General features: G+C 42.2%; 10 protein-coding genes. 6 read left to right on the plus strand and 4 right to left on the minus strand.

The genetic code is table 11. The features are described 5' to 3' along the window. Positions 1-502: 502 nt before the first annotated feature. Positions 503-811: an RNA recognition motif domain-containing protein gene (locus GO493_RS28805; RefSeq protein WP_106604668.1), complete on the minus strand. Its 309-nt coding sequence runs from the start codon at positions 809-811 to the stop codon at positions 503-505. Positions 812-1,034: 223 nt separating this feature from the next. Here GO493_RS28805 and GO493_RS31460 point away from each other — a divergent pair, with 223 nt between their 5' ends. Further along, positions 1,035-1,115, plus strand: coding sequence for a hypothetical protein (locus GO493_RS31460; RefSeq protein WP_394350752.1), 81 nt, complete (start codon positions 1,035-1,037; stop codon positions 1,113-1,115). Positions 1,116-1,257: 142 nt separating this feature from the next. Here GO493_RS31460 and GO493_RS28815 read toward each other — a convergent pair whose 3' ends face one another. Beyond that, positions 1,258-4,446, minus strand: coding sequence for an alpha-L-rhamnosidase-related protein (locus GO493_RS28815; protein WP_157309709.1), 3,189 nt, complete (start codon positions 4,444-4,446; stop codon positions 1,258-1,260). A 351-nt stretch (positions 4,447-4,797) separates the two neighbouring features. On the opposite strand from GO493_RS28815, the gene GO493_RS28820 reads away from it, so the two are divergent. After that, positions 4,798-5,871 carry an alpha/beta hydrolase family protein gene (locus GO493_RS28820; protein ID WP_157309710.1) on the plus strand — a complete coding sequence of 358 codons (1,074 nt, stop codon included), beginning with the start codon at positions 4,798-4,800 and terminating at the stop codon, positions 5,869-5,871. A gap of 144 nt (positions 5,872-6,015) precedes the next feature. Here the strand turns inward: GO493_RS28820 and GO493_RS28825 are convergent, their stop codons facing one another. Further along, positions 6,016-7,254 carry a hypothetical protein gene (locus tag GO493_RS28825; RefSeq protein WP_157309711.1) on the minus strand — a complete coding sequence of 413 codons (1,239 nt, stop codon included), beginning with the start codon at positions 7,252-7,254 and terminating at the stop codon, positions 6,016-6,018. Positions 7,255-7,459: 205 nt separating this feature from the next. Further along, entirely contained in the window at positions 7,460-8,533 is a 1,074-nt protein-coding gene (locus GO493_RS28830) for a hypothetical protein (RefSeq protein WP_157309712.1), read from the minus strand. 147 nt (positions 8,534-8,680) lie between these two features. Here GO493_RS28830 and GO493_RS28835 point away from each other — a divergent pair, with 147 nt between their 5' ends. The 4 genes from GO493_RS28835 to GO493_RS28850 all read left to right on the plus strand — a co-directional run bounded on the left by GO493_RS28835 (position 8,681) and on the right by GO493_RS28850 (position 13,687). Further along, on the plus strand, positions 8,681-9,973 hold the full coding sequence (locus tag GO493_RS28835; RefSeq protein ID WP_157309713.1) for a hypothetical protein: 1,293 nt from the start codon (positions 8,681-8,683) through the stop codon (positions 9,971-9,973). 121 nt (positions 9,974-10,094) lie between these two features. Continuing rightward, positions 10,095-10,502: an antibiotic biosynthesis monooxygenase family protein gene (locus tag GO493_RS28840; protein WP_198315860.1), complete on the plus strand. Its 408-nt coding sequence runs from the start codon at positions 10,095-10,097 to the stop codon at positions 10,500-10,502. A 564-nt stretch (positions 10,503-11,066) separates the two neighbouring features. Further along, entirely contained in the window at positions 11,067-13,421 is a 2,355-nt protein-coding gene (locus tag GO493_RS28845) for a TonB-dependent receptor (RefSeq protein ID WP_157309714.1), read from the plus strand. A gap of 83 nt (positions 13,422-13,504) precedes the next feature. Then, positions 13,505-13,687: a hypothetical protein gene (locus tag GO493_RS28850; protein ID WP_157309715.1), complete on the plus strand. Its 183-nt coding sequence runs from the start codon at positions 13,505-13,507 to the stop codon at positions 13,685-13,687. The last annotated feature ends 6 nt before the right edge of the window (positions 13,688-13,693 follow it).

The raw sequence follows: 13,693 nt of genomic DNA on the forward strand, positions 1-13,693 counted from the left end.
AATGATGGGTGAAATTTATAGCTTCATATACTCCAATCCTAGTAATATTAGGGTGGGGTTACCATCAGCGGAATGAGGGGGTACCATGTTCCGGTATGGGGGGATACCATACTCCGGAATCTACAATTAAATGATTATAACTGTAACAGGTCCGGGGGTTCGAATCCCTCTTTCTCCGCTAAATAAAAGAGCCGTCAGTTTTAACTGATGGCTCTTTTTTTATTAAGCATACCCCTATAAAATCATGGAACAGGACTTTCCTTACCGGTCCATTGACATATTATTTCATAAGGTGGCGTCCTGGAATAATATTGAATCCAGCTAAGAAACAATGCACTATTCTTGCTGACCGAAGAACTCGTAAAGGCTAAAGTTTCCGAACTCACACAACTAACATGATGATACAAATCTTCATCGTCACCTCATGGGCGGAACGCAGTTGCTAACAGTTCTTGTTTCTCTTAACAGATAAAGGTAATCGACGTTTTAAAACATCCAACTATTAGTATCTGGGTCTAAATCCAGGGCCTGGGCCGGATCTGGAGAAACGATTATTTTCTGGTCTTTCAGGTTTTGGACGAGCCTCATACACTACTATTTTCTGGCCAGCAACTACTGAATTATTCAATTCCTTAATTGCCAGTACTGCATTGGAATCGTCTGGCATTTCAACGAATGCAAAGCCTTTAGAACGTCCACTGTACTTATCGTAAGCCACATTAATACTATATACAACTCCAAATGGGTCAAATAAAGACCATATTTCATCTTCAGTTGTTCTGTCACTTATATTACCTACAAAAATATTCACAAATATAATTTTAATTAAATATGCTTACTACTGAAAAACAGGAATGAGGAAGAAAAAGGACCTCAAACTAAATCAGAAGAAGCCAAATGCAACCTCGCTAAAGTTAGAGCAATAAATTGAGTATTGCAGGATTAATTTATGGGATTGGATTATTAGCATTAGTACATAGTCTGCGCAAAAAGCAGCTTAAAATGGCTGAGGAATATTTATTTCGTCAATAAAAATCCCCGATGCTTGTCTGCCATTTGGTATTTCGTGTCTTAAGACTATTGATATGTTCCGTGAGTTAGAGGAAACATTTTAGCTTTTCTAATAACCATGACAGAACTTGCCAAGGTCCTGATTGAAATTGATAAGATCTCTGAATAACAACAAAGGAGCCTCGCGGCTCCTTTGTTAATTTCTGTTTTCGTCTTAGCTACTATTCTCTGAATCACCTTATTTCTTCAGTATTTCAGGACTTTATTGCTATATGTTTTCTTACCAGCTATTGTACTAATAATATAAATACCGGCAGGAAGATGTGAAAGACCGATCTTCGACCCATTCAACACTCTTCTGGCAGGAAGGACTACTCCTCCACTGCTGTTAAAGACTTCCACTATAACATACTGATCTTTTATACTCTCGGCCTTTACAGTAACATCAGACGTAAATGGATTGGGAGTTACCGTCAGACTGCTGCTGGCCCTTGCAGCAGAGGTTGCACATCCTGCCTCAAATATCCATGTACCGGAAGACACGCTGAATCTGACATACTGTGCATCTTCTGCTGAGAATGTCACCCCTGGTACCACTGTTACTGTCGCACCATTCCTCCAGATAACTGTGCCATTCACCTTGATCTCTTTCAGTCCGCAGGTTATGGCGCTCTTTGGAATACCTACAATACCTGTTGTGCCGGACGGAGATATGATGGTTTGCAGCACTCCGGAGCTATTGGAGAAGAAAGTCGCGCTGATATTACCTTTAACGGTAGGGATCACGCCGGATACATTAGTGAGATCACCCGGTTGCGGCAGGAAGGAAAACTCCTCATATCCCGGCAGCGAAGGACGCACTCCAAGCACGAAAGCACTGAGAACATACAGTGGTCCGGCAGACCAGGCATGGTTATTACTATTACTGGCAGGAAACTCTTCCCATAATGTAGATGACCAGCTATCGATCATAGCTGCATAACGGTCCTTCATTCTTTTAATACCCGCTTTAGGGTCAAGCTGCACCAGGGCCTGCTCTATGTACATTTCCTGGTATGGACTTGCATTGTATTTCGTTTTAAGAACATTCAGTATTCCTGCTTTCTGCGCATCATTGGCCACACCGGCAAGCAGCGCCCATGCGTTACTTCTGTCGTCTATGATCTGAGATTGCGCACCCTCAGCTGTACGATGGTAAACATACGCGTTTGCACTGCTGTTCCAGAAGTAATTATTAAAGTTACTTCTTACCTTATTCAGCAGTTGTTCATAATAACTTTTATCTGCTGCATACCCCAGCAAATTGGCAATATTGGCAGCCGATTCAAGGAACACTGCATAAATACCATTATAAACAGTATTGGCAGCGCCGATAGTTGAAGCATCCTTGTTATCTCCCCAGTCAACCCAGTTCCAGGGACCATTCTGCCAGACAAGCATACCATCGCTGTTTGAAGAACCGGCACAGTATGAAGCAAATTTCTTTATTGCAGGATACAGCTCCTGTAATAAAGCCCTGTCTCCCGTATAAGTATAATACTTCCACAACAGGGCCACCGCTGCCAGGTTCTGATCCGGCAAATGGAACTCTGTACCGGGCGCAGTAGTATATAATGATCCGTCGCTTTTCTGGGAGCGCAGCAACTCACGATAACCTTTGCGGGCAAGAAGGTTCGAAGACGTATCATAAATATAGGCTGAATAAAGGATCTGCTGGGATACATCTCCCCACCATTGCCCTCTTTCCCGGTTAGGGCAATCGTAAAAGATATCTCTCATACATACCTGGGAAGTTGCTTTTGACTTTCCCCATAATGTATTAAGGCCCTGGTCATTTGATGAAAAGGTTCCAGGTTTTGTTGTATTATAGCTGGTTTCACGATACTTCAGTGCCAGTACCTGTACTGTGCCGGTTACATTTGAAAATTGATAGCTTACTGTATCCCCGCTGGAATTTTGCCAGGCAAAGCATTCAAACTCCTGTTCTCCCGCCTTTGTGGTATATTCCTGCCAGTAATACCGGTTCACTTCTACCCTTACCTTAACGCCGGCCGGGGCATTCAGTTTAAGATAGGGCCTCACCTGTATATTGGTACCTACTCTTGCTGTAATAACACGATTAGAGCTGAGCGTAGCAGGGAATGAACCTGCATTGGTATAGTTATTCAGATCAGATTCTTTCCACATCGGTATGGTCCTGTGCTGGAGCTGATTCCATGGCGCTACTCCTGCCACTCCTTTTTGGACAGCATTTGGCCAGGTACTGTCATCATAAGCTGCAGACGTCCAGGCGCCAGGTTCAGCCTGTGCATTGTAATAAACAGGCCAGGCCAGCCATTTATAACCATTGTTGTCAATAATGAGCTGCGTAGACGGACCAAATGAAGGGTGTACTTTCGCTTTCCAGGATGCATCTGAAACAATAGATGAGGGGCTGCTGCCTTCCAGGGAAGATTCAAAAAGCAATCCACCGTACCCGGTTACGCGCTGTGAATATGAGTTATTTCCGCCTTTATGCCAGACCAGCACAGCGATAGTATTTTCGCCGGCAGTAAGATAAGGAGCAATATCTACTTCATCGTAATAAGTATTTAACAGATCAGGGCGGGCGTCCAGTCCACCATCTTTTATAACCAGCTGCTTATTGATATACAGCCAGTATTTATTCTCCGCTGCGATCCTGGTCAGCGCGCGGGATGGCTTAGCGGAAAGCGTTACTTTCTTTCTCAGGGATAGCCATGTATTGTTAGGTCCGGCAACAGATGTCCATATCCAGTTACCCAGCCATGATGAAGGGTTGACCTTCGCAATAATAAGGGATGTGACCTTATCATTCCATTCAGGACCTATCCATGGTTCGGATACTGTTCTTGTCAGGCTGCTGCCTGAGAAATTATCATCCCAATATACCGTTACCTGGTAGCCGGATGGCACTGTGAATGAAGAAATAGCATCATCGGGTATACCATAAGCTATCATTTGTGCCCGGGTATAATTTCCGGGAGAAAGCGGGACCGCCTTCCCTCCATAAGTTGCATCAGTATAAAAAACTGCCTGTTCTTCCGGTGCTGCTTTTGTAATAATAAGGGATGTAACCTTGTCATTCCATTCAAGGCCAATCCAGGCTTCTGACGCTGATCTGGTAATACTGGCGCCGGTGAAATTATCATCCCAGAAAAATGTGACCTGGTAACCCGCTGGAATTGTAAAAGAGGAAATTGCATCATCAGGAAGGCCATTGCCAATCATCTGCGCCCTGGTATAAGTACCGGCAGACAGTGCAATAGCTGATCCTCCGTAGTTCATATCAGTATAGAAAACGGCCTGGTCTGAGGGATCGTTACCCGACGCCCGTACAGAGATCAAAACTAAAGTCTGGGCCAGGAAGAGAAGTACGTACTTCCTGAGCCATTTCATAGGCATTAATAGTTTCATAATGTTTGGTTAAAGAGGGTTTGGTTAATGAACTATAACTTCGGTCATCTTCTTTCTGGTATATCGTGATCCCGATAAACTCCAAAAGGCAACTTCCGAGAGTATCTTTATCAGCTGTAGTTTCTATTTTTTTACGAACACCGGGTTACTTACACAGTTTCTGCCTATCTAAAGCTACCGTATTGCGTACAAGATTTTAGAACTTTCTTGGTCCGGAAGATTTTCCTTAACTTCTATCTGCCATTCAAAGGTTAATTATCAATCATTTATAAAAATGGAGTACTCCTAAATATTCCTGCTATTATACTCAAAAACTACTGCCAGCTGTAACAATAAAAATTATTATTCCTTATGATTTACAAAAAAGATTGGTCGCTTCTGCTCTTACTGCTCTTTTCCATGACATGTACTTTTGCCCAGAGAAGGGAAAAATTACTTGCCACATTAGGAATAATGCCTCAAAAACCTGCTCTTCATATAGACACATTGGAGAAGGTAAAACTTGGTAATGGGTGGCGATATAGAATTAAATACTTAGCTGAAGATTCAAATACAACTTTTCATACACCGGAAGATTATATCTATGCTTTTCTTTTCATTCCTGATGCAGCTAAAAGCAAAAAACTGCCAGCCATAGTAGCTATTCACCAGGATGGCAGTCACAACTACATAGGGTATTCGGAAACAGCAGGCATAACAGGCGATGCTGATCAGCATTACGGACTTGAACTGTTCAACAGAGGTTATATAGTTATATGCCCGGACAGATTTTTACATGCTGAAAGGCGCAGAATCCCCTCTCCCGATACACTGGCAGATGTTTTTGAACAGGCCGATATTGCAGAACAACACTGGGTTGGACAGCTGCTACTATCAGGCCGCAACTTTGCAGGTAAAGAAGTATATGATCTGATACTGACAACCGATGTCTTATGCACCGTTCCTAATGTCGACAAATCGAAAATAGGCGCAATCGGACACTCTGCCGGCGGGTACATACTTACTTACTTTATGTTTGCAGATAAACGGATCAGCGTTGGCGCTTCATCGTGTGGCGTCTTTGAACTGATGGACTGGTATGCAGAAGATGCCATCCGCAAAAGAAATGCGATGGCTGCTATTCCAGGATTAGCCTTGACAGGTAAAACCGCAGATTATGTAGGTATGATAGCTCCAAGGCCATTTTTAATGACAAGAGGATTGTATGAATGGGGCAATGAAAACGATGCAGAAAAACAGGATAGTAAGAGACATGTAGAAGGCGCCCAGCGGCTGGACTCAACAGCCAGAAAATATTATAAGGCTTTGAATGCAGACGGTAACTTACATACTATTTACTTTGATGAAGACAACGGACGGCATGCTTTCCCGCCTAAAGTAAAAGAAGAAGTCTATCATTGGCTGGATGCACATTTGAAGAAATAACAGCAAGGGGCATAAAGCCCCCTGCTCATTCCTATTTCACTTAAATTCTTTATATCCAAGGCCTTTTGCAACATGAGCTTATCAAGCATATATGATATACAGGGCCTGTTTGAATTATTAACTCTTTTAATTAACTAAAAAAGTTCAGTTGAGTATGTCTTTTATAATATCCCCACGCACGCTTACTCCAAAGGATATTTGCAGTTTGGATAATCCATCTATTGGCTCACTCGTTTTGGGAAACAGGTAGTATGCTTGTACTGCACCGACCAGTTGACCAAAGTTTAGTGTAAAACCACCCTCCAGACCTAAAAATGCCCATCTCTTGCTAGGGAATGATTCCAGGTATTTCGTTTTTCCAATCTCAGTTTTTAGCAGATTTCTGACATCGCCACCAAGAAATCTGCCTGATACCCCAAACTCTGCATCCAGCCCAACCGTAGTTTCCCCCAGTTCTCCCCCAAAAAGCCTTCGATGGAAAAATGCACCGACTCCTATTACAGAGGCAGATTTTGTCAGTGATCCACTACTTGTTGTATCCACATCCCATACTGAGGAAGAGAAAGAACCATAAAAGTGTAGCCAGTTGTTTATATTCTTCGTGATTTGTGGATACCATTCAAGTAATCCTGATTTTAAAGCTTTACCATTAACAGGACTCAATACATTAGCTCCAAAGCCTGATCTTATGGTATCTTCCGTAGCAGCCACAGCCACCTGGGCAGAAAAAAGATGCCGGTTGCTTGAATATGAAATTCCTATAGTGCCTGTACCTCCTGCCAATGGTTCTGTAGACTTGGATGTGGCAACATTCCTTATATTACCGCTGGCAAAAAAAGAGGCAGTTGGTTTGGAGGATTTTAGAACAAATGATTTGATAACCTCTATTTCTTCTTCAACCTCTTTTCTTTCTTTTCCATCCGGGTCAAACGAATACTCACTGAAATACCTTTCCAGTACTGCAGGCTTTTGCACCGCAAGAGAAGCGTAATAAATACTTTTCGTGGAAGGTGTATTAAAGTGGTCAGACAGATCATTTGCCTTCATGTGTTTGCTGTAAAAATCCAGCAACTCAACAAAGTCTTCAGTATTTTCTCTTGCAAATTTAGCAGCATCCTTCCAATGCTGTATCTCCCTTTTCCGTGCATAACTGTCCGTCCTTGCATTTTCCCGAACTGAATCTGGCACATTGGTTGCTGATATGATTTTCCTGACTTCCTTTACTGCTATCTTCTCTCTTGCGCTCTGCAATGTGTTTATATTACTTAAAGTTTGCCCAGATACGCAGGTAGGCAGTATGATTAGCAGCGTATATGCCGCAAGAAACTCAATAATAAAATGCTTAGCTACAAAACAGAAATTGCGAGCGCTGTTCTTTTTCATATGACGATATTTTCGGTCGATAATGGGGTTGATGATCAGTAAACTGGTATATGATTATATGATTTTGGGGTATTTGATTGCAAATTAATGCTGCTATTAGTAAAAATAAATACCAACAAGTTGGTATTTCTGGGGTTTTAATAACGCTGACACGGAACTAAGCATTGAAATAAAAATGAATAAAGGAGCTTAACGGCTCCCTTATTCATTCCAGCTTCGCTTTAATTCCCCACCCTCCAAAGTCTTCCGAAACAGCTATCCACAATTCATTACGCCCTTTCTTCAGATCAAGGTATACAGCATCGAAGTAGCCGATAGTTCCCAGGAACCGGTAATCCCTGGACATAAAACCATCTTCTCCGGCATATTGCAGGCGGTTATTGAGATATACCTTCGCCCTGTCAGAAAAACCAAAGCTTAGCTTTTGGATGCCCGGCTTATCAGCATATATGATCCTCTTTACAAACACAGTATTACTGTTGGAATCCACTCCCGAAAGCATAGCGAGGTCTGTGACGCCCAGTTCATCAGCATTTAAATGTTTCCAGCTTAGCTTAGCAGTATCTGCCGCAGAAAGATGGAATTTATTGGTTAACTGTTTCTCATTGAACGGACTGGAAACCTGCCAGGAGGTGATCACCGTAGAAGGCAACGGAGGAACCGGAGCAGCCTTGCTTCTGATAGTAACAGCATCGGTGGATGTATAAGTAAAATTGCTGTACCAGGCCGGCGAAGGAGCCATATTTGACAACTTTATCTTACCACCTGCAATATCTCTTCTCAGATGGCGGATAAAAAGCACAGGGGTAGTATCCTGGTCAAAATACACCTCCGCCTGACTGCCCAATACTACCAGCTTAACATGCAGCCAGCGGTCAAAAGGCAGTATAACAGGGTTATTATATCCCTCTCCGTAATATAGCTGCCACCCGGCAGAATTGTTATATACCGGGGTATACTGCATGGCATCCGGATTACCCGACTGATGGGGCCGCAGGTAATATTGTTCATAGTTATATTCATCCTGTACCCGGAATTCAATAGCCGGAAAATACCGTTCCTTTGCAAGGGCGATATCAAACTCAATGGTCCCGTTCTTAAAGTTGACATCTTCAAGCAGGGCAGCGCCCTTTGCCAGTCGGTAGGCGGGCCGGCCCAGGTGGGTTTCCTGTACAAATCCATTCCCCGTTATCTTCCAGCGGGGAGAATCAAAGGGAATAATGGGTTGCGCTCCTGCGGTCAATGAGAGAAGCAGTAAGATCAATAAACTGAAACGCATACGGTTAATGGTTTTTAAATTTGTGAAAAGCATTATTTTGGACCGGGTATGACGGGAAAGTTATAGTCTTCTGTAAGAACACAGTTATTCAGCCCGCATGCAAGTTTGTTCAAGATTGTTCAGCGATTAATTAATTGATTATCAATAATGGATAATATTGAATTACTACAACATTGTTGTAGGACCATTGAAGAAAAACTTGGATGGGGAAGCGCTGACGACTGGCAGAACCAGGACTTCGAAGCGCTCAGCGCCCGTATATATGACCATACGCAGGTAGTTCTTAGTGTAAGCACCCTGAAAAGAGTGTGGGGAAAAGTGAAGTATGAGAGCTCTCCTTCTCTAAGCACCTTAAATGCCCTCGCCGCATTTTCAGGTTATAGAGATTGGCGTGATTTCAAACAACAACAGCTTGCGGTACCTGTTGCCGGCACGGCGCTACAGAACGATCATCCTGCCGTTCAGTCTGCAGGCAGGCGTAACACCGGCTGGTATATCGTATCGGGCCTGCTGCTGATATCAGCTACTGCTGGATGGATGTATAGCAAAACAAGTACTGCCGGCATGTCCTCTCCCGTACCGGACAGCGCCCGTTTCAGTTTTTCCAGTCAGCCGCTGGCTGCCGGCATTCCCAATTCAGTGATCTTTAACTATGATGCTACCGCTGCAAAGAGTGATTCCGTGTTCATACAGCAATCATGGGACCCTTCCCGCCGTTCACGGGTGCCCGCCAATGGCCATACCTATACTTCCATCTATTATTATCCCGGTTTCTTCAAGGCTAAGCTGGTAGTTGGCAGTAAGATCGTAAAAGAGCACAATCTTATCATTCCTTCCGGTGGATGGCTGGCTGCTGTAGATCAGGAACCAGTGCCGGCATATTTTTCAAAGGAAGAATTTATAACGGATGGAGCGCTGCATATACCAGTAGCATTAATGGAAAAAAAGAACATCCATATGCAGCCACAGGCGCCGGAAGTGCGTTTCTATAATATCGGCGATTTCCACGGACTGAAAAACGACAACTTCATTTTTGAAACAGAACTAAAGAACGATTACAAACAGGGAGCCGCCGTTTGTCAGCGTGCTGATATTTATATTCACTGTGATGGTTCTGCCATCATTATTCCCGTGGGCATTCCCGGTTGTGTGGGAGAAATGAGCCTACTGGCAATAGACACGGGCTTTACAGCACAACATGGTAATCTTGCCGGCTTTGGCTGTGACATGAGTGAATGGGTGAAAGTATGTTGTGAAGCCCGCAACAAACAATTACAGATATTGGTAAATGGTAAGCTGGCGTATAGCCATAACTTTGCCTCCGATGCAGCTGATATTGTAGGTGTTAGCTACCGCTTCAAAGGCGCAGGGGCTGTTAACGCTGTGAAATTCACACGCCTGAATGGGACTGTGGTGCTGGAAGATAAGTTTGGGAAATAGACATCGATCGGTAACTGATCAGATAATGAGAACCGGGGTTTTACAGGCCCCGGCTTTTCTGTTTCAGGCTTACTTTTTAGTAAGTTATTGTACAGACCAGCAAAATGTTCCAAATTGAAGTATGAAAAAACTATCTCATTTCTTTACCATTGCTGGTCTGTTTATGACCACGTTATCCTTTGCTCAAACTAAGAATCAAAACATGGAAAACAACCCGAACTACAGCGTTGAAATTATCAGGTATAACATTCCTTCATCAGATCATGATGCTTTTGAAAGGGCCTATATTGAAGCAGGTAAGCTGCTGGAAGCATCTCCCTATTGTAAAGGCTACAATATCATCAAAGGGAGCGATGAACCGGATCATTATATTGTAACCATCTACTGGACCTCAGAAGCAGATCATCTTCAGAAATTCCGTAAAAGCGAACAGTTTACGGGATTCTTCCAGCTTGTAAAACCGTTTTATAATAACATACAGGAAATGAAACATTACCTGCCTCCACTGGTAAACTGGCAGAAACAATAACTACTGCAAAGCCGGTATCCTTTAACGATACCGGCTATTTCCATTCCTATTCCTGCAGTTTTACGATCCGTTCATAATATTCTCTTATGTATCCCATAATGCAATTATAATTAGACTATAACAGGAAATGCTGCATTTAAAAAGGACTTTGGATATATCAGGTGCAGCATTCCTGCATTGGGTTTTATTTTAAAGTTTCTTTTTTTAGAATAGAAAAAAAAATTTTCTACTCTAAGAATTTTTTTTCTAACTTCATCTTACTGAAGAAGATGCCCAATGGAGGAAGTATAATCTCAATTTAACTATAACATTTCTGAACCGGACGATTGTATCAAACCCTAAGAATTGGCTATGTTACCCTAGCATTATTCCTTTTACATTCAGACTAAAACTTTAGAAGCACTATTGTAGACTATACCTCTTAACAAATGGCTTAGATCATTTGCGGTAATACTTTTATCTGTCAAAGAAAGTTTCCAGGAATTTTATTGGTCCCTGTATACATTCCTTTGCTGCAAAGTACCTGCCGGTCATTACATCAAACAATAATCATAATAAAAGAAGATGAGCAAACTGATTGCACTGATTGCAATTGAACTAGTCATGTTGTTCAGCAATAACATATTTGGGCAAATCAAAATTTCAGGTAGAGTGACAGACAGCGCCTACCAGATTGTGGAATATGCAACTATTGAGTTGAGCAGAGATAGTATTCATGTCCTGAAATCTTTTTCAGATAGTACGGGCAATTATTCTCTGACCAACATCCGGCCAGGCAGTTACCGGTTAGTAAGCAGTTATCTGGGCAACAGGCAATATGAGTTAAATTTCATTCTGACCCGGGATACCACTATTGATATCAGGTTTGCAGCCAGCACTTCTAAAGATTTACAGGCTATTACAGTGAAAGCAAAGGTTATTGAGCGGGTGGGTGATAAACTATACTTTAACGTTGAAAACAGCATCATTTCCAAAGGCTTTAACGGTATAGATGTTCTGCAACGAAGCCCAAAACTGAATGTCAGTACGGATGGGGGGATCATGCTGAATAACAGGGCCGCTACTGTATTGATCAACGGCAGAAAAACCAGCCTGGCCGGTGCTGAGTTAAATAGCTATTTGTCCAGCCTCAACTCAGAAGACATTAAACGTATTGAGATACAGGAAATGGCATCAGCAGAACTTGATGCCACTTCAGCAGGAGGCGTTATCAACATCGTTTCAAAGAAAATACCCAACGGTTTCAGGGCAATAGCCAAAACTTCCTACCTGTTCAGAAAAGAAGAATATGGTACTTATAATGGCAGTCTGGGCCTGAACTATAGCGCAGCGAAATGGACAATGTATTCAAATCTGAATTATTCCAGGAACCGCGATCTGGGAAGATCCACCAGTGCTTTTAATTACAATACAGGAGTTAAAAATACCTATCTGGAAAAATTTGATGCGGATGATAATGACCTGAGCTGGAGAACAGGCCTCCTTTTATATCCTGACAAAAGGAATGAACTGGGTATTGAAGGATATGTCAATAATAACAAAGCTGTTTATGATGGCTACGGTAATCAGCAGCTGACAAGGCACAATTCAACAGATGTAAACAGTAAAATACATTCTGTTTCGGCTTTTAAGAACCGCCTCTGGTACATTACGCTCAATTACACCTATAAAACTGACGGGCAGGGAAGTACCCTGAAATTCATTGGCGATGTAGGAAGAAACAAAAGCCTCCCATCCAACAACGTTGAAACAAACTACCCGGATGATCCTGAAAGGAGCAGCTACTATACTTATAATACAACTGCCCTGTCAGATTATTATACTTTACAGGCTGACTGGATCCAGAAGATCGGGAGTAACACAGAGCTTCAGTCAGGATTAAAATATGGGAACGTTAAGCGGAATAATGAACTGACACCAAAGTTTCTTAAAGACGACCATTGGATAATTGATGAAGGTCAACGCCAGGATTTTGACAACCGGGAAAACATTATTGCAGGATACCTTAGTGCCGGCAAGCAGTGGAACAAGCATTATGTAAAAGCAGGGTTGCGCGTCGAAAATACAGATATTAAAGGCCTGAACAGAATCAACTCAAAAAATGTAAAACAGAACTATACCAGGCTTTTCCCAAGTCTTTATTACAAATATGACCTGAAGGAAGACAGAAGCCTTTCAGCCTCTTATAAAAGAAGCATCACAAGGCCTTCTTTTGCAGATCTGAATCCCTACGTCGTGAAACAGAACGATTACCTGTACCTTACAGGAAATCCATATCTGCAGCCTTTGTATATGGATATGGCAGAACTGGGCCTGGACTATCCCAATCAGTCTATCTCAGTTTTTGGCAGAAAAACCACTAATACCATACAGGGCGCCTATTATACTGACAGCGCACTTGTTAATTATTTCCAGCCACAGAACTTCGGCAAATTCTATGAAACAGGTATTGATTACTACTATAACAGAGACATTACCAAATGGCTGTACGCCAGCGTAAGTACAGGAATATTCTACAATTCATTTAAAGACATTGCGGGTATCAGCACATCCGGCACCTCATTTTATAACAACATATACATACAGCTTAACCCAGTCCCAACCTGGACAGTAGAATTATTTAACAACTATCAGCATCGCTATAAAAACAAGAACCTATCAGGAGAGCCTAAATATAAAACAGATGTTTCCATAAGAAAATCATTTAAACAGAATATTATCCTGAGTTTCAGGGCAAACGACATTTTCAATACAAGAATAGACGAGAACCTTTCCTTCTACAAAGATTTCACTTCTTATTACCGCCTGAAAAGATTAACCAGGAGCTTCATCATTTCTATCCAGTACACCTTTGACAATAAGAAAAAGATTAATACCAGGACCATAAAATCTGACAATGAAACCAGACAAAGACTTTGACTATATAAAGTAAAAGACGTTGCAACAAGGAGGCCGCTGAAAATCCTGAATAGAGTAAGCATAATCTCTAAAAACCCAAAAAAATGAAAGGTAAAATCAATTTAAAAGGACTGGAGAAAAAAGTTACTCCCCTGAAACAAAATGAGCAAGGTAAACTAAAAGGCGGTTTCTCTGCATTTGCCCCTAGTACTGTAATTGTTAAAGACCCCGTGAATGTAAACGTTGACGTGGCATCTGGACATGCTTGCGCCTGCGCCTGCAAATGATCCTAA

This window comes from Chitinophaga tropicalis (assembly GCF_009758205.1).
Taxonomy (GTDB): Bacteria; Bacteroidota; Bacteroidia; order Chitinophagales; family Chitinophagaceae; genus Chitinophaga; species Chitinophaga tropicalis.

What these genes read in the sequence shown, in the direction of transcription:
- GO493_RS28815 (WP_157309709.1), bottom strand. Translation starts at nt 4,446, where the DNA reads ATGAAACTATTAATGCCTATGAAATGGCTCAGGAAGTACGTACTTCTC.
- GO493_RS28820 (WP_157309710.1), top strand. Translation starts at nt 4,798, where the DNA reads ATGATTTACAAAAAAGATTGGTCGCTTCTGCTCTTACTGCTCTTTTCC.
- GO493_RS28825 (WP_157309711.1), bottom strand. Translation starts at nt 7,254, where the DNA reads ATGAAAAAGAACAGCGCTCGCAATTTCTGTTTTGTAGCTAAGCATTTT.
- GO493_RS28830 (WP_157309712.1), bottom strand. Translation starts at nt 8,533, where the DNA reads ATGCGTTTCAGTTTATTGATCTTACTGCTTCTCTCATTGACCGCAGGA.
- GO493_RS28835 (WP_157309713.1), top strand. Translation starts at nt 8,681, where the DNA reads ATGGATAATATTGAATTACTACAACATTGTTGTAGGACCATTGAAGAA.
- GO493_RS28840 (WP_198315860.1), top strand. Translation starts at nt 10,095, where the DNA reads ATGAAAAAACTATCTCATTTCTTTACCATTGCTGGTCTGTTTATGACC.
- GO493_RS28845 (WP_157309714.1), top strand. Translation starts at nt 11,067, where the DNA reads ATGAGCAAACTGATTGCACTGATTGCAATTGAACTAGTCATGTTGTTC.
- GO493_RS28850 (WP_157309715.1), top strand. Translation starts at nt 13,505, where the DNA reads ATGAAAGGTAAAATCAATTTAAAAGGACTGGAGAAAAAAGTTACTCCC.